At 52.1% G+C, this 23,093-nt stretch carries 22 protein-coding genes; 1 reads left to right on the top strand and 21 read right to left on the bottom strand.

Annotation, left to right across the window (positions count from 1 at the left end; genetic code table 11):
- Positions 1–180 precede the first annotated feature (180 nt).
- The 12 genes from lipB to leuS all read right to left on the bottom strand — a co-directional run bounded on the left by lipB (position 181) and on the right by leuS (position 12,799).
- Positions 181–864, bottom strand: coding sequence for a lipoyl(octanoyl) transferase LipB (gene lipB, locus QWJ20_RS04605; RefSeq protein WP_181892562.1), 684 nt, complete (start codon positions 862–864; stop codon positions 181–183).
- 147 nt (positions 865–1,011) lie between these two features.
- Positions 1,012–1,275, bottom strand: coding sequence for a DUF493 family protein YbeD (gene ybeD, locus QWJ20_RS04600; RefSeq protein WP_005976281.1), 264 nt, complete (start codon positions 1,273–1,275; stop codon positions 1,012–1,014).
- Positions 1,276–1,409: 134 nt separating this feature from the next.
- Complete coding sequence (dacA, locus tag QWJ20_RS04595) at positions 1,410–2,621, bottom strand: D-alanyl-D-alanine carboxypeptidase DacA (RefSeq protein WP_039482846.1); 1,212 nt, start codon at positions 2,619–2,621, stop codon at positions 1,410–1,412.
- 166 nt (positions 2,622–2,787) lie between these two features.
- Positions 2,788–3,912: an endolytic peptidoglycan transglycosylase RlpA gene (rlpA, locus tag QWJ20_RS04590; RefSeq protein WP_433991965.1), complete on the bottom strand. Its 1,125-nt coding sequence runs from the start codon at positions 3,910–3,912 to the stop codon at positions 2,788–2,790.
- 13 nt (positions 3,913–3,925) lie between these two features.
- Positions 3,926–5,038 (bottom strand): peptidoglycan glycosyltransferase MrdB, encoded by a 1,113-nt coding sequence (gene mrdB / locus QWJ20_RS04585; RefSeq protein ID WP_039482841.1) that lies wholly within the window; start codon positions 5,036–5,038, stop codon positions 3,926–3,928.
- 9 nt (positions 5,039–5,047) lie between these two features.
- Complete coding sequence (gene mrdA, locus QWJ20_RS04580) at positions 5,048–6,952, bottom strand: peptidoglycan DD-transpeptidase MrdA (RefSeq protein WP_095698846.1); 1,905 nt, start codon at positions 6,950–6,952, stop codon at positions 5,048–5,050.
- Between the two features lie 33 nt (positions 6,953–6,985).
- Positions 6,986–7,456, bottom strand: a complete 471-nt coding sequence (gene rlmH / locus QWJ20_RS04575) for a 23S rRNA (pseudouridine(1915)-N(3))-methyltransferase RlmH (RefSeq protein WP_005976291.1) — start codon at positions 7,454–7,456, stop codon at positions 6,986–6,988.
- Position 7,457: 1 nt separating this feature from the next.
- Positions 7,458–7,775, bottom strand: a complete 318-nt coding sequence (gene rsfS, locus QWJ20_RS04570) for a ribosome silencing factor (RefSeq protein ID WP_039482837.1) — start codon at positions 7,773–7,775, stop codon at positions 7,458–7,460.
- A gap of 194 nt (positions 7,776–7,969) precedes the next feature.
- Entirely contained in the window at positions 7,970–8,659 is a 690-nt protein-coding gene (gene nadD / locus QWJ20_RS04565) for a nicotinate-nucleotide adenylyltransferase (RefSeq protein ID WP_039482834.1), read from the bottom strand.
- The gene (holA, locus tag QWJ20_RS04560) at positions 8,626–9,651 is read right to left on the bottom strand and encodes a DNA polymerase III subunit delta (RefSeq protein WP_433991964.1); all 1,026 of its coding nucleotides are present in this window, start codon (positions 9,649–9,651) and stop codon (positions 8,626–8,628) included. Before holA ends, nadD begins: the two co-directional genes overlap by 34 nt.
- The gene (gene lptE, locus QWJ20_RS04555; protein WP_095698849.1) at positions 9,648–10,202 is read right to left on the bottom strand and encodes an LPS assembly lipoprotein LptE; all 555 of its coding nucleotides are present in this window, start codon (positions 10,200–10,202) and stop codon (positions 9,648–9,650) included. The genes holA and lptE overlap by 4 nt, the downstream gene beginning before the upstream one ends.
- 14 nt (positions 10,203–10,216) lie before the next feature.
- A complete protein-coding gene (gene leuS / locus QWJ20_RS04550) occupies positions 10,217–12,799 on the bottom strand; it encodes a leucine--tRNA ligase (protein WP_433991963.1) in 2,583 nt (860 codons plus the stop codon).
- 309 nt (positions 12,800–13,108) lie between these two features.
- Between leuS and QWJ20_RS04545 the strand changes: the two genes are divergently transcribed.
- On the top strand, positions 13,109–13,591 hold the full coding sequence (locus tag QWJ20_RS04545; RefSeq protein WP_010298779.1) for a zinc ribbon-containing protein: 483 nt from the start codon (positions 13,109–13,111) through the stop codon (positions 13,589–13,591).
- Between the two features lie 50 nt (positions 13,592–13,641).
- Here QWJ20_RS04545 and QWJ20_RS04540 read toward each other — a convergent pair whose 3' ends face one another.
- The 9 genes from QWJ20_RS04540 to miaB all read right to left on the bottom strand — a co-directional run bounded on the left by QWJ20_RS04540 (position 13,642) and on the right by miaB (position 23,064).
- On the bottom strand, positions 13,642–14,367 hold the full coding sequence (locus QWJ20_RS04540) for an amino acid ABC transporter ATP-binding protein (RefSeq protein ID WP_039482825.1): 726 nt from the start codon (positions 14,365–14,367) through the stop codon (positions 13,642–13,644).
- Positions 14,367–15,041: a glutamate/aspartate ABC transporter permease GltK gene (gltK, locus tag QWJ20_RS04535; RefSeq protein WP_039482823.1), complete on the bottom strand. Its 675-nt coding sequence runs from the start codon at positions 15,039–15,041 to the stop codon at positions 14,367–14,369. The genes QWJ20_RS04540 and gltK overlap by 1 nt, the downstream gene beginning before the upstream one ends.
- Before the next feature lie 3 nt (positions 15,042–15,044).
- A complete protein-coding gene (locus QWJ20_RS04530) occupies positions 15,045–15,785 on the bottom strand; it encodes an amino acid ABC transporter permease (protein WP_010285409.1) in 741 nt (246 codons plus the stop codon).
- 218 nt (positions 15,786–16,003) lie between these two features.
- The gene (locus tag QWJ20_RS04525; RefSeq protein WP_039482821.1) at positions 16,004–16,900 is read right to left on the bottom strand and encodes an amino acid ABC transporter substrate-binding protein; all 897 of its coding nucleotides are present in this window, start codon (positions 16,898–16,900) and stop codon (positions 16,004–16,006) included.
- 407 nt (positions 16,901–17,307) lie between these two features.
- On the bottom strand, positions 17,308–18,837 hold the full coding sequence (gene lnt, locus QWJ20_RS04520) for an apolipoprotein N-acyltransferase (RefSeq protein WP_433991962.1): 1,530 nt from the start codon (positions 18,835–18,837) through the stop codon (positions 17,308–17,310).
- Positions 18,838–18,844: 7 nt separating this feature from the next.
- Positions 18,845–19,723 (bottom strand): CNNM family magnesium/cobalt transport protein CorC, encoded by an 879-nt coding sequence (gene corC / locus QWJ20_RS04515; protein WP_010298789.1) that lies wholly within the window; start codon positions 19,721–19,723, stop codon positions 18,845–18,847.
- 124 nt (positions 19,724–19,847) lie between these two features.
- A complete protein-coding gene (gene ybeY / locus QWJ20_RS04510) occupies positions 19,848–20,327 on the bottom strand; it encodes an rRNA maturation RNase YbeY (RefSeq protein ID WP_039275337.1) in 480 nt (159 codons plus the stop codon).
- Entirely contained in the window at positions 20,324–21,382 is a 1,059-nt protein-coding gene (locus tag QWJ20_RS04505) for a PhoH family protein (protein ID WP_014914633.1), read from the bottom strand. The genes ybeY and QWJ20_RS04505 overlap by 4 nt, the downstream gene beginning before the upstream one ends.
- Before the next feature lie 257 nt (positions 21,383–21,639).
- Positions 21,640–23,064: a tRNA (N6-isopentenyl adenosine(37)-C2)-methylthiotransferase MiaB gene (miaB, locus tag QWJ20_RS04500; protein WP_039482809.1), complete on the bottom strand. Its 1,425-nt coding sequence runs from the start codon at positions 23,062–23,064 to the stop codon at positions 21,640–21,642.
- Positions 23,065–23,093: the final 29 nt, after the last annotated feature.

The following is a 23,093-nucleotide window of genomic DNA, read 5'->3' as shown; positions in this document are numbered from 1 at the left end:
AAATTCAAAGGATTATGTTTTTAGTTAAACTTTTTTTTAAAAAACTATAAAAATTATATCATCTTGCCTAACCACAATCAGCCTTTGCACGATCAAAATGAAGAAATTATGTGAATAAAATGTAATTTATCAAAAAACGATCGTCTAACTGACTGATTTTTATTAACAGGACAAAATGCATTAGCCAGGAAGCGGCTCACCCTGAACGTCCAGATTCCACGAAACAAATTCGGGTGCGGAATAGCCGACTAACTGCAAAAAGGTGTTCACCAGCACGGGAGCGGTGTCATCCAGCGTGACGCCCAGCACCAGATCGCTGAGTTGCGTCATCTCCATTCCGGCGTAACCACACGGGTTGATACGCAGGAAAGGGGAGAGATCCATGGCAATATTGAGCGCCAGCCCGTGGAAAGAGCAGCCTTTGCGAATACGCAGTCCTAGCGAACAGATTTTACGCTCGCCTACATAGACGCCGGGCGCATCAGGGCGCGCATGGGCTTCAATCTGAAAATGTGCCAGTGTGCCAATCACGGTGTTTTCGATGGCAGTGACGAGCTGACGAACGCCGAGCTTGCGACGCTTCAGGTCAATCAACACGTACATGACCTGCTGACCGGGGCCGTGGTAGGTCACCTGACCGCCTCTGTCACTCTGAATCACGGGAATATCACCGGGCATGAGGACATGTTCGGCTTTGCCTGCCTGACCCTGCGTAAATACACGAGGATGCTGAACCAGCCAGATTTCATCTGGCGTTTTATCATCACGTCGGTCGGTGAAATTATGCATCGCCAGAGAGACGGGTTCATACGGCTGTACGTCAAATTGGCGTACGATGATCTTATCCTGTAGCAAGTGTGTCATCTTCAGGTTAAGGAAAGGTGGGGGGATTATAACGGCGGGAAGCCTCAGCGAACAGCACTTTGCAACATCACAAAACCCTGCCGCACTCGCCAGTTTTCCCGCTCGTTTTTATTACACAGAACTCTATGTCTTATAGAATCCTATGCCTTACAGAACCATGCGCACGATGTCGATATTGCCCAGTTCTTCGTACAGCGTTTCCACCTGCTCAATGTGTGTCGCAGTGATGGTGATGGAAACCGAGTGATAATTCCCTTTGCTGCTGGGTTTTATCTGCGGCGTGTAGTCGCCTGGCGCATGACGCTGTACCACTTCAACGACCAGATCGACCAACTCTGGTTTTGCCTCACCCATGACTTTGTAGGTAAAAACACACGGGAATTCAAGCAGTTCGTTTAATTTGGTTTTCATTTGCGCTCCAGAGAGGGTAATACGCCGACATTAGCACTGACATCAGTACAGTATACTAAAAAATATAACTCCCGCGTTGTGCGGGAGTTATGGATGGTATCGATATGGGGGCGTTTTGGCCCCACACAAGGGGATTAGCCGAACCAGTGATGGAACATCAGTTTGATGTAGTCGATCATGCGGCCAAAGATTCCGCCTTCTTTCACTTCGTTCATCACCACCAGCGGGCGCTGATCGATGGTTTTGCCATCCAGTTGGAAGTTGATGGAACCCACAACCTGATTTTTGGCTAACGGCGCATGCAGTTCCGTGTTGTCCAGAACATAGCTGGCTTTCAGATCTTTCATACGGCCGCGCGGAATGGTCAGGTAGGCATCTTTCTCAACGCCCAACGCAACGCGGTCGCTGTCGCCAAACCAGACGGGCTCAGAAGCGAACTCTTTGCCTGCTTTCAATGGCGCGACGGTTTCAAAGAAGCGGAAGCCCCAGGTCAGCAGTTTCTTACTTTCTGACTCGCGCCCTTTGGCGTTACGTCCACCCAGTACCGCTGAAATCAGGCGCATCTGGCCTTCTGTTGCCGAGGCGACCAGATTAAAGCCAGCTGATGACGTATGGCCCGTTTTGATACCGTCAACATTCAGGCTGGAATCCCACAGCAAACCGTTACGGTTAGGCTGGCGAATATTGTTGAACGTGAACTCTTTCTCTTTGTAGGTCGCGTACTCTTCTGGCACATCGCGAATCAGCGCCTGGCCGATCAAGGCCATATCGCGTGCCGAACTGAACTGGCCGGGCGCATCAAGACCGTGCACGGTTTCAAAATTGGTATTTTTCAGCCCCAGCGCTTTCACGTAACCGTTCATCAGGTTAACGAAGGCATCCTGACTGCCAGCAACGTAGTCAGCCATGGCGACGCAGGCATCGTTACCGGATTGCAGGATAATGCCGCGGTTTAACTGGGAGACAGGAACGCGGTCGCCCGGCTTCAGGAACATCAGGGAAGAGCCCTGGAAGGTTGGGTTGCCGGTTGCCCAGGCATCTTTACCGACGGTAACGATGTCGTTCGGGCTGATTTTTCCTGATTTAATGGACTGACCAATCACGTAGCTGGTCATCATTTTCGTTAAGCTGGCCGGATCGCGGCGCGTGTCGGCATTCATTTCCGCCAACACTTTCCCAGAGTTGTAATCAATCAGGATGTAGGATTCAGCATCGATTTGCGGGACGCCAGGGATCATCGTTTTAAGATTGATATCTTCGGCATAGGCAAAGGAAGAGGCACTAATGGCGAGCAGTGCGCCAAGCGCAGTACGTTTAGTAAAACGAGACGTGTTTACAGTATTCATGATTGGAACAACAACATCCGTGGGTATGAGTTAAAAAACGAGCCACACTATAGCAGATGGGAAATAGGCAGGCATCAGACATTACGTTACGTGATTTTGCAAAAGGGCGGTATGTTCAATGCCATAGCCGCCGTTTTCGCTGAGTGAGTCTGCCGATTATCCGTTACTAGAGTGTGCTGGGTGCGGCGGTAATAAACGACTGCTGCTGAGCTTCGACTGACAAACGTTGTTGAAGTTCAGCGGCTTGCTGACGATTCTGGAATGGCCCCAGTTGGATGCGATACAGGCCGCCGCTCGCGGTGACTTTTCCGGCCACGCGGAAGCGTTCGCTCAGGCTGCGCTGCCAGGTTTGCGCGCGCTGCTGATCGCTCAATGCACCGACCTGAACCACATAGCGACCTGTGGCAGATGGCGTTGCAGCAGCAGGAGCGGTAACCGCTGCCGCTGGCGCGACATTCATTGGCGCAGCGGATGATGATGGTGTTGCCGCCGCCGTTGGCGTCACAGTGGGCTCAACCACGCCAGTGCGCAGCGCGGATGGTGCTCCCAGAAAACCACCGCTGTGCGACGGCGCGCTGCTCTGTGGCTGCGTGCTATCTGTTGGCGTGCTCAGGTTGCTATTGCTGATTGGGCGTACGGCGCTGTTGGGCGTTGGCGACGTTGTTTCCATCATCGGTGTGCCCAGCCCGCTGGCGCCGAAGCTCGGGCGTTCCGGTAGGGAGAAGCTTTGCTTGGCGACGGTGGTGCCCACGGTTCCGGGACCGGAGAGCGTGCCATCTGGCGCGACGTTGATGAAATCTACTTTTACTTTGGTATTGTTCGAAATGTTCAGCCGATCGCCTGCGGCCTTCGACAGATCGATAATTCTGCCCGGCGTATACGGCCCGCGATCGTTCACGCGTACAACCAGACGGCGACCGTTACTCAGGTTGGTCACGCGGACATAGCTTGGCAGCGGCAGCGTTGGGTGGGCGGCTGTTATCGCATTAGGATCAAACGTCTCGCCGATTGACGTGCGGTTGCCGCTGGCTTCTTCGCCGTACCACGTGGCTAAGCCTGTCTCGCTAAAATTTTGCGGGTTTTTGACAATTTTGTAGCTCTTACCTTTGATGCTGTAGTCTTGCAGCGTGCTCTGATTGTAGGGTTCATAACGCGGTTCTGCGCCACCGATTTCTTCCGTCGGTCCGCTGTAAACCTGAGTCACGGGCGGCGCAGGCTGCCGCTGTTCCGTTGTGGTACAGGCCGCAAGCGCCAGAGTTGCTACGCCGACCCAAAGCCAATCCTTACGCATTGCTCACCTCGTGTTATAAATTCTTAGATAGCAGTTTGCGGTGAGTATGTATCGACATGACGATACCGAACCCCGCCATTAAGACGACCAGCGCCGACCCACCATAGCTGACTAACGGCAGCGGCACGCCAACGACGGGAAGTATACCGCTGACCATCCCGATATTGACGAACACATAGAAAAACAAAATCAACATCAGCCCGCCGACCATCACCCGGCCGAACGAGGTTTGCGCATTCGCGGCAATGACCAGACCGCGCATGATCATGAACAGATACATGGCGAGCAAAATCAACACGCCGATTAACCCAAGCTCTTCTGACAGTACGGCAAAGATAAAGTCGGTGTGGCGCTCTGGCAGAAACTCTAACTGAGACTGTGTGCCATGCAGCCAGCCTTTTCCAGACAGACCGCCTGAGCCTATCGCAATTTTCGACTGAATAATATGGTACCCGGCCCCGAGCGGATCGCTTTCTGGATCGAGCAGCATCATGACCCTGGCGCGCTGATAGTCATGCATCAGGAAAAACCAGAGTATAGGAATAAAAGCGGCGAGTAGCAGGACGGCGATGCCAATTAAGCGCCAGCTCATACCCGCGAGGAAAAGCACAAATAGCCCTGATAGCGCGACCAGAATCGAGGTGCCTAAGTCGGGCTGTGCGGCAACCAGCAGCGTAGGGACAAAAATCAGCACCAGCGCGATTGCCGTATTTTTTAGCGACGGTGGGCACATATCACGGTTGATAAAACGCGCAACCATCAGCGGTACGGCGATTTTGGCAATTTCTGACGGCTGAAAACGGATAAAACCCAGATCCAGCCAGCGCTGCGCGCCTTTACTGATTTGCCCAAAAATATCCACGATGAGCAGTAAAATCACGCAGACGATGTAGAGGTAGGGAGCCCAGCCTTCATACACGCGCGGGGGAATTTGCGCCATTACGATCATTACCGTAAACCCCAGCACGATTTGAACGACTTTTCGCTCCATCATGCCGACGTCTTGCCCGCTGGCGCTCCATAAGACAAATAGGCTATAGCCCAGCAGTGCCAGGATGCAGAGAAGAAACGGGAGATCGATGTGGATTTTCGCCCAGAACGATCCCTTTTGTTGGCTATCGGTCATGACTGTCTGTTACTCACTCTCGCTACCCGGTGGCGCAGGAGGCGCACTGGGTAAATCGGTATTGTTATCACCTAGCAGAATATGATCAAGGATCTGACGGGTGATGGTGCCAACGGTCGGGCCTGCGCCACCGTTTTCCAGAATAATCGACATCGCTACTTTAGGGTCTTTATACGGGGCAAACGCAACCATTAATTTATGGTCACGCAGATGTTCTGCGATCTTGTGCGCATTATAGGTTTCGTTTTCTTTCAGGCCGAAAACCTGTGCCGTACCGGATTTTGCCGCAATTTTATAAGGCGCATCTTCAAAGCTTTTGTGGGCGGTACCGTTAGGCCGGTTAGCCACGCCATACATACCGTCCTTCGCCACTTCCCAATAGCCAGAGTGGATGTTGCCAATTTGCTGATTCTCGGTCTGGCGGAAAGGCACAATCTTGCCATTTTCCCGCGAGCTATAAAGCAGGTGCGGTGTTTTGACCTGACCGTCGTTGATCAGCGTGACCAGCGCCTTGTTCATTTGGATAGGCGTAGCGGTCCAATAACCTTGACCAATCCCGACCGGAATCGTATCCCCTTGATACCAAGGCTTTTTGAACCGGCCTAATTTCCACTCGCGCGTTGGCATATTGCCTTTGCTTTCTTCCGAAATATCGATACCAGTTCTCTCGCCGTAGCCAAATTTGGTCATCCATTCGGACAGGCGATCGATGCCCATGTCATAAGCGACCTGATAGAAGAAGGTATCCGCGGACTCTTCCAGTGACTTGGTGAGATTAAGGCGGCCATGTCCCCATTTTTTCCAGTCGCGGAAGCGTTTCTCGGAACCGGGTAATTGCCACCAGCCGGGATCGAACAGGCTGGTATTAGTTGTGATCACGCCCGCCGTCAGGGCGGAAACCGCGATGTAAGGTTTAACGGTGGAGGCGGGGGGATAAATCCCCTGTGTTGCGCGATTGATCAGCGGACGATCGGGGTCGCTTTGTAGTTTTGCATAATTTTTGGTGGAAATCCCGTCGACGAAGAGGTTGGGATCGTAACTGGGGGTGGAAACCATCGCCAGAATACCGCCGTCGCGTGGATCGGTGACAATCACGGCGGCACGGCTGCCTTCCAGCAGTTTCTCGATGTATATTTGCAGGCTCAGATCCAGCGTCAGATAAATATCACGCCCAGCCTGCGGTGGCTGTTCGTGGAGCTGGCGGATCACGCGGCCACGGTTGTTAACTTCAACTTCTTCATAGCCGGGCTTGCCGTGTAGCAGATCTTCGTAATGACGTTCAATACCTAGCTTACCGATGTCACGCGTGGCGGCGTAATCGGCAATCTTTTCTTCTTTGGTCAGCCGCTCCACTTCTTTATCGGTGATTTTGGAAACATAACCCGTGACGTGCGTCAGGGCAGAGCCGTAAGGATAATAGCGGCGCTGGTAGCCTTTAACTTCAACGCCGGGGAAGCGATATTGATTGACGGCAAAACGGGCAACCTGAATCTCATCCAGCCCGCTTTTTACGGGGATGGAAGTAAAACGGCGTGAACGCTTACGCTCTTTTTCAAAGTTTTCCAGATCGCTATCGGTCAGGTCGACGACGGGGCGCAGGGCTTCGAGCGTATCTTTAAGGTTGTCGACTTTGTCGGGCACCAGTTCTAACTGATAGATAGTGCGATTCAGCGCCAGCGGAGTGCCGTTACGGTCATAGATGATGCCGCGACTCGGCGCGATAGGAACCAGCTTGATGCGGTTCTCATTAGAGCGTGTGCGGTAGTCATCAACGCGCACAATTTGCAGATGATAAAGATTAGCGACTAATACACCGGAAAGCAGCAAAATGCCCAGAAATGCGACCAAAGCACGACGCACAAACAGGGCGGACTCAGCCGTATAATCACGAAAGGGTTTACGTTCTACTTTCATCCAGCGTTATTTCACAAGTTTCATCGTATCGCCTTACTCCCGATGGTAAGGGTGATTAGTCGTAATGCTCCATGCACGGTACAGGCTCTCCGCCACCAGTACACGAACGAGCGGGTGCGGCAGCGTTAATGGCGAGAGTGACCAGCTTTGTTCCGCTGCGGCTTTGCATTCTGGAGAAAGTCCTTCAGGCCCACCAATCAGCAGGCTGACGTCGCGCCCGTCCTGTTTCCAGCGCTCCAGCTGTTGTGCCAACTGCGGCGTCTCCCAGCGAGTCCCTGGAATATCCAGCGTCACAATGCGGTTGCCTTTGCCCACCGCTGCTAGCATCTGTTCGCCTTCGCGCTCCAGAATGCGTTTGATGTCCGCATTTTTACCCCGTTTCCCCGCCGGAATTTCGAGTAATTCGAAAGGCATGTCCTTTGGGAAACGGCGCAAATAATCGGTGAAACCAGTCTGCACCCAGTCAGGCATTTTGGTGCCAACGGCGACCAGTTGCAGTTTCATGCTAGCCCCACAGTTTTTCCAGTTCGTACAACTGGCGGCTTTCTTCTTGCATGACATGAACCATCACGTCACCCAAATCGACCACAACCCAATCTGAGGCGTTTTCACCTTCGACACCGAGTGGGATCAAACCCGCGGCGCGTGAGGATTGTACGACGTGATCGGCAATGGAGGCGACATGACGTGTAGAAGTACCCGTACAGATAACCATGTAATCGGTGATGCTGGACTTACCCTGGACGTTGAGTGCAACGATATCCTGAGCTTTTAAGTCATCGACCTTATCAATAACGAAGTCTTGGAGTGCTTGGCCTTGCAAAGGTTCCCCCTCAATGGCGTTTTGTCAGGAACTGACGAACGCGTGCGGCGCTGAATTGTTTAGGAAAAACGTGAATCACCGAGTCATTGTCGAAAATTTTCGCTTTTCCCGGTGATTGAAACCAGCCGCGGAGTATATCACGCACTTTTGTCGAGTGGTACAAAGCCCGTGGCTGATGGACGGGAAAACCTGCGCTATTGGTACAGGCCGTGTTCGTTGATGTAACGGAGTACGGCGGGAGGTAATAAATCGTGACAGTCCAGACCTTGCTGTCGACGTTGGCGAATGTCCGTTGCGGAAATGGTGACCAGCGGCGTGTCTGCTAAAAAAATCCGCCCATGCGGTTGCTGATGCAGATCGTTCGGTGTGTGCGTCAGATGATCGTCCAGCCACTGTTGTAATTCGGGCGTTTCCAGCGTTGAGCGATAGCCGGGCCGAGCGCATACCAGCAAATGACAAACGTTGAGTAGGTCCTGCCAGCGGTGCCAATGGTGTAGCGTTAGCAACGAGTCCTGCCCGATGATAAAGCCCAGCGGCGCATCACCGCCTTTTTCAGCCCGAAATGCCTCCAATGTATCAATGGTGTAGGAGGGCGTTTGCCGTTGTAGCTCACGATCGTCCACGGTAAATAGCGGGTTGCCTTCGATGGCCAGCTCAGCCATATGGAAACGCTGCCGGGAACTGGCTTCGGGCTGCTGCCGATGTGGCGGAACATTATTGGGCATCAGGACGACCTGAGTCAGCCCCACGAGCTTTGCCAGTGCCGTTACTGGCTGAAGGTGACCGTAATGAATCGGGTCAAACGTGCCGCCAAAAAACGCGGTCAGCGATGGCGCTGCGGGTGACGTATTCAGATGAATGCCTCCGGCAAGGCTTTGCCGCACAGAAGCATGGCAAGCGATTCCAGTTCAGACCAAACGGACTGACCATAGTCTTGCTTTAAGGTTATTTCTACCTGCGTCAGCAATCGTACGGCCTGCTGTAGCTGCTGAAGAGAGAGCCGCTGTAATGCCTGAGTGAGCAGATCACGTCGGTTTTGCCACACTTTTTGCTGATCGAATAGCGTACGCAGCGGCGTGTCTGACATGCGCCGTTTCAGCGTCAGAAGCTGTAGCAGTTCACGCTGTAGCGTGCGCAGCAAAATGACAGGTTCACAATCTTCCTGTTTTAGCTGCTGCAAAATGTGCCAGGCGCGTTTGCCTTTTCCTGCCAGCAGCGCATCAAGCCAATGGAACGGTGTGAAGTGAGCGGCATCATTGACTGCGCTTTCCACTCGCGGCAGAGTCAGCTTGCCATCGGGATAAAGCAGCGCTAACCGTTCTAACGCCTGAGACAGTGCGAGAAGGTTACCTTCATAGCAATAGCAAATGAGCTGCGTGGCCTGTTCATCCAGCGTCAACTTCATGGCTTTCGCACGCTGAGCAACCCAGCGAGGGAGCTGTGCCTGTTCTGGCGTCAGACAATTGATATAGACGCTGTCTTGCGCCAGCGCTTTAAACCAGACGCTGTTTTCCTGCGCTTTGGTCAGCTTATGACCGCGCAGAATCAGCAAAATATCGGGGTGCAATAATCCAGAGAGCTTAACCAGATTTTCACCCATCGCGGCGTTTGGGCCGTTTTCCGGCAAAACCAGTAAGAGCGATTGGCGCGAGGCGAACAGGCTGAGCGCCTGACAGGTGCTGAAAATCGCATCCCAGTCGGTATGAAGATCCAGGATGAAGCTGAAATGCTCGCTGAATTCGTGCTGTTGAGCGACCCGTTTGATGCTGTCGAGACTTTCCTGCAGCAAGAGCGGGTCTGAACCAAAGACCAAATAACAACCGCGCAGCCCCTCATGGAGCTGCGCGGTGAGTTGTTCGGGGTAAAGCCGAATCATGAACGCGTGGCGGCAGTCGTTGAATCGGTGGACTGCAGCCGATTTTTGACTTCTTGGCTACCGTTGATGGTCAGCAACTTACGCACCAACTGCTGGGCAGCCTGCTCACGCATTTCCTGACGGACGATGTCCTGTTCGGCATCTTTCGCCAGAGCAGCCAGCGGGTTATCAAAGAACGTGCGGAACACCGTCACGCTGAGCGGATAAATATCTTCACCCGGCATCAGCACCTGCGCCTGCAACGTCAGTACCATCTGGTACTCCGCTGTTTTACCGTCCTGAAAAATAGAGACGGTATCGCGCGTTTCGCTTGAGCCCAGTACCCGCAGAGACGGGATATCCTGACGCGCCGCATCATCAACGATTTTCACATCGCTGAGACGGAGCTGCTCACGTACCGCACGCGTTAGCGGACCATAAGGATCGCTGCTGTCGAGCACCAGTGTTTGTAACTGCGCAGGCACTTGTGTCGTGCCGCGCAGATGAAAACCGCAGCCAGCGGTGATTAACACCGCCAGCCCCAGCAACAACGTGAATAGACGATGTCGCACAGTTCCTCCTTGCCTTAACCCACAACCAGGTTAAGCAGTTTGCCAGGGACATAAATCACTTTACGAATCGTGACGCCGTCCAGATATTTCGCGACCAGCGGTTCCTGTGCAGCGCGTTCGCGAACCTGTTCTTCGCTTGCGTCAGCGGCAACGGTGATTTTACCACGTACTTTACCGTTAACCTGAACAACGACCAGCTTGGAATCTTCAACCATTGCGCTTTCATCTGCAATCGGCCACGGCGCAGTATCAACGTCGCCTTCACCTTGCAGCGCCTGCCATAGCGTGAAGCAGACGTGCGGCGTGAACGGATACAGCATACGAACGACGGCCAGCAGCGTTTCCTGCGTCAGCGCGCGATCCTGATCGCTATCCTGCGGCGCTTTCGCCAGCTTGTTCATCAATTCCATGATGGCGGCGATCGCGGTGTTGAAGGTCTGGCGACGGCCGATATCATCGGTCACTTTAGCGATCGTTTTGTGCAGATCGCGGCGCAGTGATTTCTGATCTTCCGTCAGTGTAGCGATATCCAGAGTCGTTACCGCACCTTTCTCAGTATGCTCGAAGGCTTGTCTCCAGACGCGTTTCAGGAAGCGGTTTGCGCCTTCTACGCCGGATTCCTGCCATTCCAGCGTCATTTCTGCCGGAGAAGCAAACATCATGAACAGACGCACGGTATCTGCACCGTATTTCTCTACCATAACCTGCGGGTCGATGCCGTTGTTTTTAGACTTCGACATTTTGCTCATGCCCGCGTAAACCACGTCACGGCCTTCGTTATCGACGGCTTTGACGATGCGTCCTTTCTCATCACGATCAACGGTCACGTCGGTCGGAGACACCCAGATACGTTCGCCGTTATTACCCAGATAGTAGAAGGCATCGGCCAGCACCATGCCCTGACACAGCAGGCGTTTGGCGGGCTCATCAGAGGTCACCAGACCCGCGTCGCGCATCAGTTTGTGGAAGAAGCGGAAATACATCAGGTGCATGATGGCGTGTTCGATACCGCCAACGTATTGGTCAACAGGCAGCCAGTAGTTGGCGGCAGCCGGATCCAGCATTCCCTGATCGTACTGCGGGCAGGTGTAGCGCGCGTAGTACCAGGAGGATTCCATAAAGGTGTCGAATGTGTCGGTTTCACGCAGCGCTGGCTGACCATTAACGGTCGTCTTCGCCCATTCCGGGTTCGATTTCAGCGGGCTGGTGATGCCGTCCATCACGACATCTTCCGGCAGGATTACCGGCAGTTGATCTTCTGGCGTTGGGACGACGGTGCCGTCTTCCAGCGTCACCATTGGGATTGGTGCGCCCCAGTAGCGCTGACGGGAGACACCCCAATCGCGCAGGCGATAGTTGACTTTACGCTCGCCGATGCCTTTTTCTACCAGCTTATCGGCAATGGCGTTGAACCCTGCCTCGAAACCCAGACCGTCAAACTCACCAGAGTTGAACAGGCTGCCTTTTTCTGTCATCGCCTGAGCGGACAGATCGGGCTCGCTGCCATCGGCGTTCAGAATAACCGGCTTGATGGACAGATCGTATTTGGTGGCAAATTCCCAGTCGCGCTGGTCGTGGCCCGGAACGGCCATCACTGCGCCTGTACCGTATTCCATCAGGACGAAGTTGGCGACCCAGATAGCGACTTTCTCACCGTTCAGCGGGTGAATCGCATACAGGCCAGTGGCCATGCCTTTTTTCTCCATCGTCGCCATATCGGCTTCGGCGACTTTGGTATTACGGCATTCTGCAATGAAATCGGCCAGCGCCGAGTTGGTTGCAGCAGCTTGTGCTGCAAGAGGGTGACCAGCGGCAACAGCAACGTAGGTCACGCCCATGAACGTATCCGGGCGCGTGGTGTAAACGCTCAGTTTCTCTTCGCTGTCCGCCACATCAAAAGTGATTTCCACACCTTCAGAACGGCCAATCCAGTTACGTTGCATGGTTTTGACCTGCTCAGGCCAGCTTTCCAGCGTATCCAGATCGTTCAGCAGTTGGTCTGCGTAAGCGGTGATTTTGATAAACCACTGTGGAATTTCTTTGCGTTCGACTTTAGTGTCGCAACGCCAGCAGCAGCCATCGATAACCTGTTCGTTCGCCAGTACGGTCTGGTCGTTCGGACACCAGTTAACGGCGGAGGTTTTTTTATAAACCAGACCTTTTTCGTACAGCTTGGTGAAGAACCACTGTTCCCAGCGGTAGTAGTCTGGTTTGCAGGTCGCGACTTCACGATCCCAGTCATAGCCAAAGCCCAGCAGTTTGAGCTGGTTTTTCATGTAATCGATGTTGGCGTAGGTCCAAGGTGCTGGCGCGGTGTTGTTTTTGACCGCAGCCCCTTCTGCTGGCAGACCAAAGGCATCCCAACCGATCGGTTGCAGAACGTTTTTGCCCAGCATGCGCTGATAACGGGAGATCACGTCGCCGATGGTGTAGTTACGGACGTGCCCCATATGTAGTCGGCCAGAAGGGTAAGGCAGCATGGAAAGGCAATAGTATTTTTCCTTGCCGGGCTGTTCGGTGACTTTAAAGGTCTGCTTCTCTTGCCAGTGAAGCTGGACGTCCGCTTCTATCTCTTCTGGGCGGTATTGCTCTTGCATGGCTGCCAGGGGTCCTGTTTAGTGAAGAATTGCTACGTGAGTAGCCTCTTCTGATTCATAACAAAAGATCCGCATAGCATAGCCGTAAGCGGCGCGTGCAACAACACCCAGCGCCCGACTGAGGAATATTTCTGATCTAGGAACGACATACTGCGAGGCGTTGCGCAAATTGGCGACAATTTATCAGGCGTACCGAAAAAATAATCTAAAATAGAGACAGATAGGTAACGTATCGGTTTTGGCCAGATGTGCCAGACAGCGAATAGGCGTTCTTTATCACCCTTCAACCCGCTTAATTCAGGAGGAAGCATGAATAAACTAGCCCGCTATTATCGCGAGTTAATGGCTTCAGTGACGGCTCGGCTGAACAATGGTGAACGCGATCTCGACAGTCTGGTGCTGAGCGCCCGCAAAACTTTGCAGGAAAGCTCGGAGCTGACGCAGAAAGAAATAGAGCAGGTGATTCAGGCCGTTCAGCGCGATCTGGAAGAGTTTGCCCGCAGCTATAACGAAAGTCAGGATGAGTTTACCGACAGCGTGTTTATGCGAGTCATCAAGGAAAGCCTGTGGCAGGAACTGGCGGATATTACGGATAAAACGCAGCTAGAGTGGCGTGAGATCTTTAAGGATGTGAATCATCACGGGGTGTACCACAGCGGTGAAGTGGTGGGCCTCGGTAATCTGGTGTGTGAGAACTGCCATCACCATATTGCGTTCTACACGCCGGAGGTTTTGCCACTCTGCCCGAAATGCTCACATGACCTGTTCCACCGCCAGCCGTTTCAGCCGTAGTCTGCTGGGGCGCTAAATAAGCGTGCCTTGCGGCACGCTTTATCTGAGTATTAATGCAGGATTTTCGCCAGGAAGTCTTTCGCGCGTTCGGACTGTGGGTTATTGAAGAAATCATCCTTGCGGGTGTCTTCAACGATTTTGCCCTCATCCATAAAGATCACACGGTGCGCCACTTTACGGGCAAAGCCCATTTCATGCGTGACGACCATCATGGTCATGCCTTCCTGCGCTAATTCAACCATAACGTCCAGCACTTCGTTGATCATCTCTGGATCAAGCGCGGATGTCGGTTCGTCAAATAACATCGCGATAGGATCCATGCACAGCGCGCGGGCGATGGCGACACGCTGTTGCTGACCGCCAGAAAGCTGCCCTGGGAATTTGTTGGCGTGTGCTGACAGCCCAACGCGCTCCAGAAGCTTCTGTGCTTTGGCTTTGGCGTCTTCACGCTTACGTTTCAGCACTTTCACCTGCGCCAGCGTCAGGTTCTCGATAATCGACAGGTGTGGGAACAGTTCAAAGTGCTGGAACACCATCCCGACTTTGGAACGCAACTGAGCCAGATTGGTTTTTTTATCGTTAACGGCGGTGCCATTGACGGTAATTTCACCTTTTTGAATCGGTTCCAGACCGTTTACGGTTTTGATCAGGGTTGATTTGCCAGAGCCAGAAGGCCCGCAGACGACCACAACTTCACCTTTTTTTACTTCTGTGGAGCAGTCGGCTAGCACCTGAAATTGGCCGTACCATTTAGAAACATTTTTCAGGGAAATCATCAAACCGTCCTTTTTTTCAGGTAACTGACCAGCATTGAGGCAGTAATGCTGAAGAGAAAATAAATGAACCCAGCAAACAGGATCATTTCAACTTGTGTTCCGTCACGCTCGCCGATGGTTGAGGCGGTACGGAAGAAATCAGCGAGGCTGAGCACGTAAACCAGTGAGGTATCCTGGAACAGAACAATCCCCTGCGTCAGCAGCAATGGCACCATGGCGCGGAATGCCTGCGGCAGAATAATCAGCTTCATGGATTGCCAGTGCGTCATGCCTAATGCTAGCGCCGCGGAGGATTGACCGCGTGACACGCTGAGAATACCTGCACGAATGATTTCCGAATAATAGGCTGCTTCGAACAGCGAGAAGGCTACCATAGCTGAAATCAGTCGAATATCGGTTTTCGGCGATAGCCCAAGCACATTTTGTAATAAGCTAGGAACCACCAGATAGAACCACAGTAGCACCATGACAAGTGGAACGGAGCGGAACAGGTTCACATACAGTTTGGCAAACCAACTAACGGCCTTTATCGGTGACAGGCGCATCACCGCCAGAATCGTGCCCCAGACAATCCCGAATACCACTGCTGTCAGCGTAATTTTGAGTGTGACGACCATCCCCTGAATCAGGTACGGCATGCTTGGCCCAATTGAGCTCCAGTCAAATTCATGCATGATTTATTTGCTCCCCATATTGCCCGGCAAACGGGTTTTTCGCTCAACGACCTGCATAATCAACATAATGATGGCATTGATACCAACGTACGCTAGCGTGATAGCGGTAAAGGATTCATACGCATGGGCGGAGTAGTCCAGCAGTTTCCCTGCTTGTGCCGCCATATCCACCAGACCAATCGTGGAAGCGATAGCTGAGTTTTTTACCAGATTCAGCATCTCTGACGTCAGCGGCGGAACAATCACGCGATACGCATTCGGCAGTAATACATAGCGGTAGGTTTGTGGCAGCGTCAGGCCCATCGCCAGCCCGGCGGCTTTCTGCCCGCGTGGTAGCGATTGAATCCCCGCACGAACCTGCTCACAAACACGCGCTGCGGTGAAGAGCCCCAGACAAATCATCGATGACAGGAAGAATTGAATATTCGGGTCTAACTCGGCTTTAAACCACATTCCGATGTTGACGGGAAGCAGTTCAGGAACCACCAGATACCAGGTAAAGAACTGGACAATCAGTGGGACGTTGCGAAATAGTTCGACGTAGCAGGTGCCAATACCCGCAAGAAAACGATTTGGGACGGTACGCAGGATTCCAAATAAAGAACCAATAAGAAAAGCGATAATCCAGGCACAGATAGATAATGTGACGGTGACTTGCAGACCGGACAAAATCCACCCGAGGTAGGTTGTGTTGCCGAAGGGGGCGGCTTGTAGAAATATGCCCCAGTTCCAATCTATTGACATAACGAACTCCGGTAAAAAAAGGGTAGCGAAGCTACCCTGAAGATTGATGAGCGGCCATATTCCCGTTCTGTTTCAAACTACAGGCGTATTGTTTATTTTCCTGTTTATCGAAATTTCTCGGGCAACATGTGATGGGGAACGACCATCACATGCCTGTCTGTCCTGCCACGAATCAGCAATCAGAGGGCAGATAGCTCTGCCCTTATTCTCATTATTAATTAGTTTAGTGCTTTGTCATTTGGCGCTTTGAACAGCGCTTTCATTTCGTCTGACAGTGCAAAGTTCAGGTTAAGATCTTTTGGTGGGATCGGTTGCTTGAACCAGCGATCAAACCATTTTTCAGCTTCACCGGAGGTTTGAACTTCAGCAATGGTGTCATCAACCAGTTTCTTGAATTGCGGATCGTCTTTACGCAGCATACAGCCGTAGGCTTCTTCAGACTGTGCTTTGCCGACGATATCCCACTGATCGGCGTTTTTCGCTTTCGCACGTTCGCCCGCCAGCAGTGCATCATCCATCATAAAGGCGACAGCACGGCCGCTTTCCAGCGTACGGAAGGAGTCACCGTGGTCTTTCGCACTGATAATACGCATCTTCAGCTGTTTTTCTTCATTCAGCTTGTTCAGCAGAACTTCAGAGGTGGTGCCGGAAGTCACGACGACGGTTTTACCCGCCAGATCTGGGAAGTCTTTTACGCCGGAATCTTTTTTGGTTAACAGACGCGTACCGACCACGAAAATGGTGTTAGAGAACGCGGCTTGTTTCTGACGTTCCAGGTTGTTAGTCGTTGAACCACATTCAAGATCAAAGGTACCGTTCTGCAACAGCGGGATGCGATTCTGAGAGGTGATAGGGAGTAACTTGACCTGCAGGTTAGGCGCATCCAGTTTTTTCTTAATCGCTTCGACAATTTTGTCAGAGTAGGCTTGAGAGTAGCCGACCACTTTTTGCGTGTTGTCATAGTAAGAAAAAGGCACGGACGATTCGCGGTGTCCAATGACGATCACGCCATTATCTTTGACCTTTTTCAATGTACCGGCCAGATCTTCAGCCTGAGCTACGCTGGCGGCGGTGCCAAGCAGAAGCAGTGATAATGCCAGTTTACGCATTTGCATGTTCTAACTCCTTTGCTGTCGTTATATACCCGTCATCTTCAAGTTAACATTGTCTTCAAGCTAACATCGTATTGCTGTATCACTCATAATGCTTTGCGACTTCTCTGTGATAACGCTGCACCGTTAAAGCGCGAAGTTACTGTCTATACAGTTAAAAAGTAGCTGATTGTAAATAGATTGAAATAGAAATGTTTGTTTTTTGCGATATCCGCCGCACCAAATAACAGCAATGTCAGAGGGGGGCACCAATTTGGTGCGTTACTTGCCCCAATAGAGCGCTTTACGCCGACGTAATATCCAAAAAAATACAGAAACAACCCTTTACAGGGTAATAAGAGGCAAATACCGTGCCATAAATAAAAAAAGGCATGCAAAAGCATGCCCTTAGGGAAGTGAGGAGGGGCCAGTTATCGGCGACGCAAGCCGAAGAAAACGGCAACAATGCCGCCCAGTAGCGTAATGATCCAGAGCGGCCAGGAACCGAAGCGCGCATAAGGCGTTATCCCGGTTGTCGGCACAACCTGCGTGTCCAGCACCGCACGCGTAAACTGCGGCAGACTGGCGCTGACATTGCCATCAGGCGTAATCACCGCAGTGACGCCGTTATTAGTGCTACGAACCAGCGGACGCCCTAATTCCAGCGCGCGCATGCGTGCCATCTGGAAGTGTTGCCACGGACCGATTGAATGACCGAACCAGGCATCGTTCGAGATGGTCAGCAGCATATCGGTGTCTGGCCGGAAGTTATCACGCAGCTGTTGGCCTAAGATAATTTCATAACAAATAGCGGCGTTGAGCTTGAAGCCGTGCACAGAAAGCTGTGGCTGAACGTAGTCTCCCCGGCTAAATGACGACATCGGGAGATCGAAGAACGGCGCGAGTGGGCGTAACAACGTTTCCAACGGGACAAACTCGCCAAAAGGTACCAGATGGTTTTTGTTGTAACGGTTCGTTGTGGGGTAGTGATACGGATCTTTGTCGCCCAAAACGATCACCGAGTTATAAAAATCGGTTTTATTATCTTCACGCCGGATATCGACGATACCTGTAATCAGGCTGCTATTACGGCTACGCAGGATATCGTCAATCTGCTTCAGATAGGCACCCTGACGACTTTCAATATCGGGAATCGCCGTTTCTGGCCAGATAACGATGGGGGCTTTGTCCATATAGGGCAGGCTGTTATCCAGATAGATCTTCAGCGTGTTCAACAGCTCATCTTGTTCCCATTTCATGGCCTGCGGGATATTGCCCTGTACCAGTGCGACATTGACGGCACGTTCAGGTTGCAGGGTATACCACTGCACGTTGCGCAGCGGCCATGATAAAACGAAAACGCCGATCGCAATGGCTGCCGGCGCGATTTTTCGTTGGTTGATGGCATAAACGAGTAGCCCGCTGAGGCTCATCAATAGGAAGGTTATGGTGTCGATACCCAGAATAGGCGCGATACCTTTGAGCGGGCCGTCAATTTGGCTGTAGCCGAATTGCAACCACGGAAAACCGGTGAGCACCCAGCCGCGTAGAAATTCGGTTAACTGCCAGAGCATAGGGGCGGCAAGCGCCAGACGCCACAGCGTTGTTTTCGGCCACAGGCGTGAGAGCAGGGCAGCAAACAGCAGTGGATAGAGCGACAAATAGGCGGCGAGCAGAATGACCAGCGCGACATTGACAGGGCCCGGCATTCCGCCAAATTGCGCGATGCTGACGTAAACCCAGTTAACACCGCTGCCGAACAGACCCAATCCCCAGCAAAATCCTATCCAGGCTGACTGACGACTCGTACGGTTGAGCGTCAGTGCCTGTAAACCCATGAGCGAGATAATCGCCGCAGGCCAGAAATCAAAGGGAGAAAACGCCAGCGTGCCACAGGCACCAAATAAGAGCGCCAGCAGGGCTTTAACCTGCTGGCGTTGTAGAAAAGAAGCGACAACCATTGCCAAATTATTCTTCCAATTTTGGTTGAGGGGCATTGTCAGGGATTCTGACATGAACCTGAATAATACGGCGGCTGTCCGCCATCGCAACTTTAAACAGGTAACCTTCTATGTCGATGGTTTCACCACGGGCAGGAAGATGGCCGAAAGACTGCATAACTAAGCCGCCAATGGTATCGACCTCGTCATCACTGAACCGTGTACCGAAAGCCTCGTTAAAATCTTCGATATCGGTTAAAGCACGAACGGTGTAGGTCTGGCGATTAAGTTGACGAATATCTCTGTCTTCTTCATCGTCATACTCGTCTTCAATTTCGCCGACAATCAGCTCAAGAATATCTTCAATCGTGACCAGGCCGGATACGCCACCAAATTCATCGATGACAATCGCCATGTGATAACGCAGCGAGCGGAACTCGTTCAGCATTCTATCAACGCGTTTACTTTCCGGCACAACCACGGCGGAACGCAGAACTTTATCCATACTGAATGGTTCGGAATCGCTGCGCATAAACGGCAGCAAATCCTTCGCCATCAGGATGCCTTCAATGTGGTCTTTATCTTCGCTAATCACGGGGAAACGAGAGTGGGCGGATTCGATAATCACGTCCAGACACTCTTCCAGCGTTTGATCGCGCTTGAGCGTAATCATCTGCGAGCGAGGGATCATGATGTCGCGTACACGCTGGTCGGCGATATCCATGACGCCTTCGAGCATATCTCGTGTTTCAGGATCGATCAGGTCATTCTGTTCGGAATCACGAATCAGAGTGAGTAAACCGTTACGATCTTTTGGCTCGCCGTGAAAAAGCTGATTAAGAATAAGAGAAAAGAAGCCCTTTTTGGGACTGGGTGCATCGCTGTTTTGAGAATGGTCGTCGCTCATGCGTTTTAATTAACATCACTCTTGTTAAGGGATTGTTGCCAGCCGTTGGAATCGACACAGCGGCCAGATTAGGATTAGTACCCGATATCTTCCCGATCTCGGGTTATACAAAATGTATTTCTATTTATTCGGTGAGGCCATCTTTTTCTGCAAGGTAAGGATCGGCATAGCCCATACTTTGCATAATCTCGGTTTCCAGCGCTTCCATTTCTTCGGCTTCGCTGTCTTCTATATGGTCATACCCTAGCAGATGCAGGCTACCATGGACAACCATGTGCGCCCAGTGCTCTTCTACGGTTTTTTCCTGCTCTGCGGCTTCACGCTCGACAACCTGACGGCAGATGATTAAATCGCCAAGCAAAGGAAGCTCAACCTCAGGCGGTGCCTCGAAAGGAAACGACAGCACGTTGGTCGGTTTGTCTTTCCCGCGATAGGTGTTATTCAGGTCTCGGCTTTCGGCTTCATCCACGATACGGATCGTGACTTCAGAGACTTCCTGAAACTGCGGCAGAACGCCTTCCAGCCAGCGCTGAAAGTCTTTTTCTTCCGGTAACCCTTGTGCTTGCTCGCTGGCGATTTGTAAATCCAGAATCACCTGACTCATTTTTGCTCCTGATCTGATGCCGCAGCCTGTGCTTCACGCTTACGCTGTTCTGCTAAGGCGTCTTTACGTTTCTGTTCGGCATTTTCCCACGCTTCATAGGCATTCACAATCCGCGCGACCACCGGATGGCGCACCACGTCTTCGCTGTGGAAAAAGTTAAAGCTGATCTCTTCCACATCGGCCAGCACTTCTATTGCGTGGCGTAAGCCGGATTTCAGATTCTTCGGCAGGTCGATCTGCGTGACATCACCGGTAATGACCGCTTTTGAGTTGAACCCGATACGTGTCAGGAACATTTTCATCTGTTCAATGGTGGTGTTCTGGCTTTCATCCAGAATGATAAAGGCATCGTTCAGCGTTCGGCCACGCATGTAAGCCAGTGGCGCAACTTCAATCACGTTGCGTTCGATGAGCTTCTCGACGCGCTCAAAGCCCAGCATTTCAAACAGGGCATCATAAAGCGGGCGCAGATAAGGATCGACTTTCTGGCTCAGATCGCCAGGCAGGAAGCCCAGCTTCTCACCGGCTTCGACCGCTGGGCGCGTTAACAGAATACGGCGAATATCCTGACGCTCCAGTGCATCCACGGCGGCAGCGACGGCTAAGTAGGTTTTCCCCGTTCCTGCAGGGCCAACGCCGAACGTGATGTCGTGATCGAGGATATTGGCAACATACTGCGCCTGATTTGGCGTGCGCGGTTTGATTACGCCGCGTTTGGTGCGGATATTGACCACTTTACCATAGTCAGGAACGTGTTCCGCAGACTGTTCCAGCACGCGAGATTCTTTAATCGCTAAGTGAATTTGCTCAGGATCGATATCACCAATGACGCCACGTACTGGGGCCGTATCGACATACAGACGTTGCAGGATATCGGCGGCAGCTTGCGTCAGCAGGTTTTTTCCAACCAGTTTGAATTGATTATCCCGGCGATTGATCTCGATACCTAAACGACGCTCTAACTGTTTAATATTGTCATCAAACGGACCGCAAAGGCTGAGCAGACGCTGGTTATCCGCAGGTTCAAGGGCAATTTCTTTTGTCGTTACGTTCAAATTATTCCTCTTGAGCGTTACTGTGCTGGCGCTATTTCTGCCCGCACAAAATGAACAGTTGTCAGACGGCCTGATGTATCCGCCATATGAATGAATTATTCATCGTGAATGCCCGATGGTGCAAGTCACAATCATGATATTGGGATGCTGCCTCGCAAAAGCAAATGTAAGCGGCATGAAACTGAAGTGGATAGTCTGCCATAAAAAATGGGTGGCAAAGCCACCCATCATCGCGCAGAGACTGGAATAAGTGTCAGTTACGGCTGATAGAACCCGACACCGATCTCATTCTCTTTGCGGGTACGCGCAATCACGGAAGACGGTGATTCATGTACGCGCAGATCCATTTGATCTTCGGTACGCACCACGATGCCGCGCAGCGAGTTGGTATAAACATCAACGATTTCCACATCGACGAATTTACCGATCATATCCGGCGTGCCTTCGAAGTTGACGACGCGGTTATTTTCCGTGCGGCCAGACAGTTCCATTACGCTCTTACGCGAGGTGCCTTCCACCAGAATACGTTGGACGGTGCCCAACATAAGGCGGCTAAACCGCATTGCCTGCTGGGTGATGCGCTCTTGCAGAAGATACAGACGCTGTTTTTTCTCTTCTTCTGGCACGTCATCGACCATGTCCGCAGCCGGTGTTCCCGGACGGGCGGAGTAGACGAAGCTGTAGCTCATATCGAAATTCACATCGGTAATCAGCTTCATCGTTTGTTCAAAGTCAGCCTGCGTTTCGCCAGGGAAACCGACGATAAAGTCAGAACTGATCAGGATGCCCGGACGTGCGTTGTGCAGCTTACGGATGATGGCTTTGTATTCCAGCGCGGTATGGCGGCGTTTCATCATCGTCAGCACGCGGTCAGAGCCGCTTTGCACTGGCAAATGTAGGAAGCTAACCAGTTCCGGCGTATCTTCATAGACGCTGATAATATCGTCTGTGAATTCAATCGGATGGCTGGTGGTGAAGCGAACACGGTCGATCCCGTCAATAGCGGCAACCAGACGCAGCAGCTCAGCAAAGGAGCAGATTTCACCGTCATAGGTTTCGCCGCGGTAGGCGTTGACGTTCTGTCCTAACAGGTTAACTTCACGCACGCCTTGCGCGGCCAGTTGAGCGATTTCGAACAACACATCATCGCATGGGCGGCTGACTTCTTCGCCGCGGGTATAAGGCACAACGCAGAATGTGCAATATTTATTACAGCCTTCCATGATGGAGACGAAGGCCGTCGGCCCATCGGCGCGTGGTTCTGGCAGGCGGTCGAATTTTTCGATTTCAGGGAAACTGATATCCACGATGGGGCTACGAGTGCCCTGAACGTGATTAATCATTTCCGGCAGGCGGTGTAAGGTTTGCGGGCCAAAAATAACGTCAACGTAGTGTGCGCGTTCACGAATATGCGCGCCTTCCTGTGAGGCGACACAGCCACCAACACCAATAATCAGGTTCGGATTGAGATCTTTCAGCGTTTTCCAACGGCCAAGTTGATGGAAGACCTTTTCCTGCGCCTTTTCACGGATCGAGCAGGTATTGAGCAGCAGGACATCGGCTTCTTCAGCGATTTCAGTTAGCTCATAGCCGTGCGTACTTCCCAGTAAATCAGCCATCTTTGATGAATCGTACTCATTCATCTGACAGCCCCAGGTTTTAATATGCAGTTTTTTTATCATCGACTTACCATTACTCAGTGCGGATAAGA

This window comes from Pectobacterium sp. S5 (genome assembly GCF_051707265.1).
In the GTDB taxonomy this organism is placed as follows: domain Bacteria; phylum Pseudomonadota; class Gammaproteobacteria; order Enterobacterales; family Enterobacteriaceae; genus Pectobacterium; species Pectobacterium polare.
The sequence above is the reverse complement of the archived record's forward strand: the minus strand, read 5'-3'. Positions and strand labels throughout refer to the sequence as shown.

What these genes read in the sequence shown, in the direction of transcription:
- leuS (WP_433991963.1), bottom strand. Translation starts at nt 12,799, where the DNA reads ATGCAAGAGCAATACCGCCCAGAAGAGATAGAAGCGGACGTCCAGCTT.
- mrdA (WP_095698846.1), bottom strand. Translation starts at nt 6,952, where the DNA reads ATGAAAGTAGAACGTAAACCCTTTCGTGATTATACGGCTGAGTCCGCC.
- dacA (WP_039482846.1), bottom strand. Translation starts at nt 2,621, where the DNA reads ATGAATACTGTAAACACGTCTCGTTTTACTAAACGTACTGCGCTTGGC.
- mrdB (WP_039482841.1), bottom strand. Translation starts at nt 5,038, where the DNA reads ATGACCGATAGCCAACAAAAGGGATCGTTCTGGGCGAAAATCCACATC.
- ybeD (WP_005976281.1), bottom strand. Translation starts at nt 1,275, where the DNA reads ATGAAAACCAAATTAAACGAACTGCTTGAATTCCCGTGTGTTTTTACC.
- lnt (WP_433991962.1), bottom strand. Translation starts at nt 18,837, where the DNA reads ATGGTTGTCGCTTCTTTTCTACAACGCCAGCAGGTTAAAGCCCTGCTG.
- gltK (WP_039482823.1), bottom strand. Translation starts at nt 15,041, where the DNA reads ATGCATGAATTTGACTGGAGCTCAATTGGGCCAAGCATGCCGTACCTG.
- ybeY (WP_039275337.1), bottom strand. Translation starts at nt 20,327, where the DNA reads ATGAGTCAGGTGATTCTGGATTTACAAATCGCCAGCGAGCAAGCACAA.
- QWJ20_RS04540 (WP_039482825.1), bottom strand. Translation starts at nt 14,367, where the DNA reads ATGATTTCCCTGAAAAATGTTTCTAAATGGTACGGCCAATTTCAGGTG.
- lipB (WP_181892562.1), bottom strand. Translation starts at nt 864, where the DNA reads ATGACACACTTGCTACAGGATAAGATCATCGTACGCCAATTTGACGTA.
- corC (WP_010298789.1), bottom strand. Translation starts at nt 19,723, where the DNA reads ATGAGCGACGACCATTCTCAAAACAGCGATGCACCCAGTCCCAAAAAG.
- miaB (WP_039482809.1), bottom strand. Translation starts at nt 23,064, where the DNA reads ATGATAAAAAAACTGCATATTAAAACCTGGGGCTGTCAGATGAATGAG.
- QWJ20_RS04525 (WP_039482821.1), bottom strand. Translation starts at nt 16,900, where the DNA reads ATGCAAATGCGTAAACTGGCATTATCACTGCTTCTGCTTGGCACCGCC.
- QWJ20_RS04545 (WP_010298779.1), top strand. Translation starts at nt 13,109, where the DNA reads ATGAATAAACTAGCCCGCTATTATCGCGAGTTAATGGCTTCAGTGACG.
- rlmH (WP_005976291.1), bottom strand. Translation starts at nt 7,456, where the DNA reads ATGAAACTGCAACTGGTCGCCGTTGGCACCAAAATGCCTGACTGGGTG.
- QWJ20_RS04530 (WP_010285409.1), bottom strand. Translation starts at nt 15,785, where the DNA reads ATGTCAATAGATTGGAACTGGGGCATATTTCTACAAGCCGCCCCCTTC.
- holA (WP_433991964.1), bottom strand. Translation starts at nt 9,651, where the DNA reads ATGATTCGGCTTTACCCCGAACAACTCACCGCGCAGCTCCATGAGGGG.
- rlpA (WP_433991965.1), bottom strand. Translation starts at nt 3,912, where the DNA reads ATGCGTAAGGATTGGCTTTGGGTCGGCGTAGCAACTCTGGCGCTTGCG.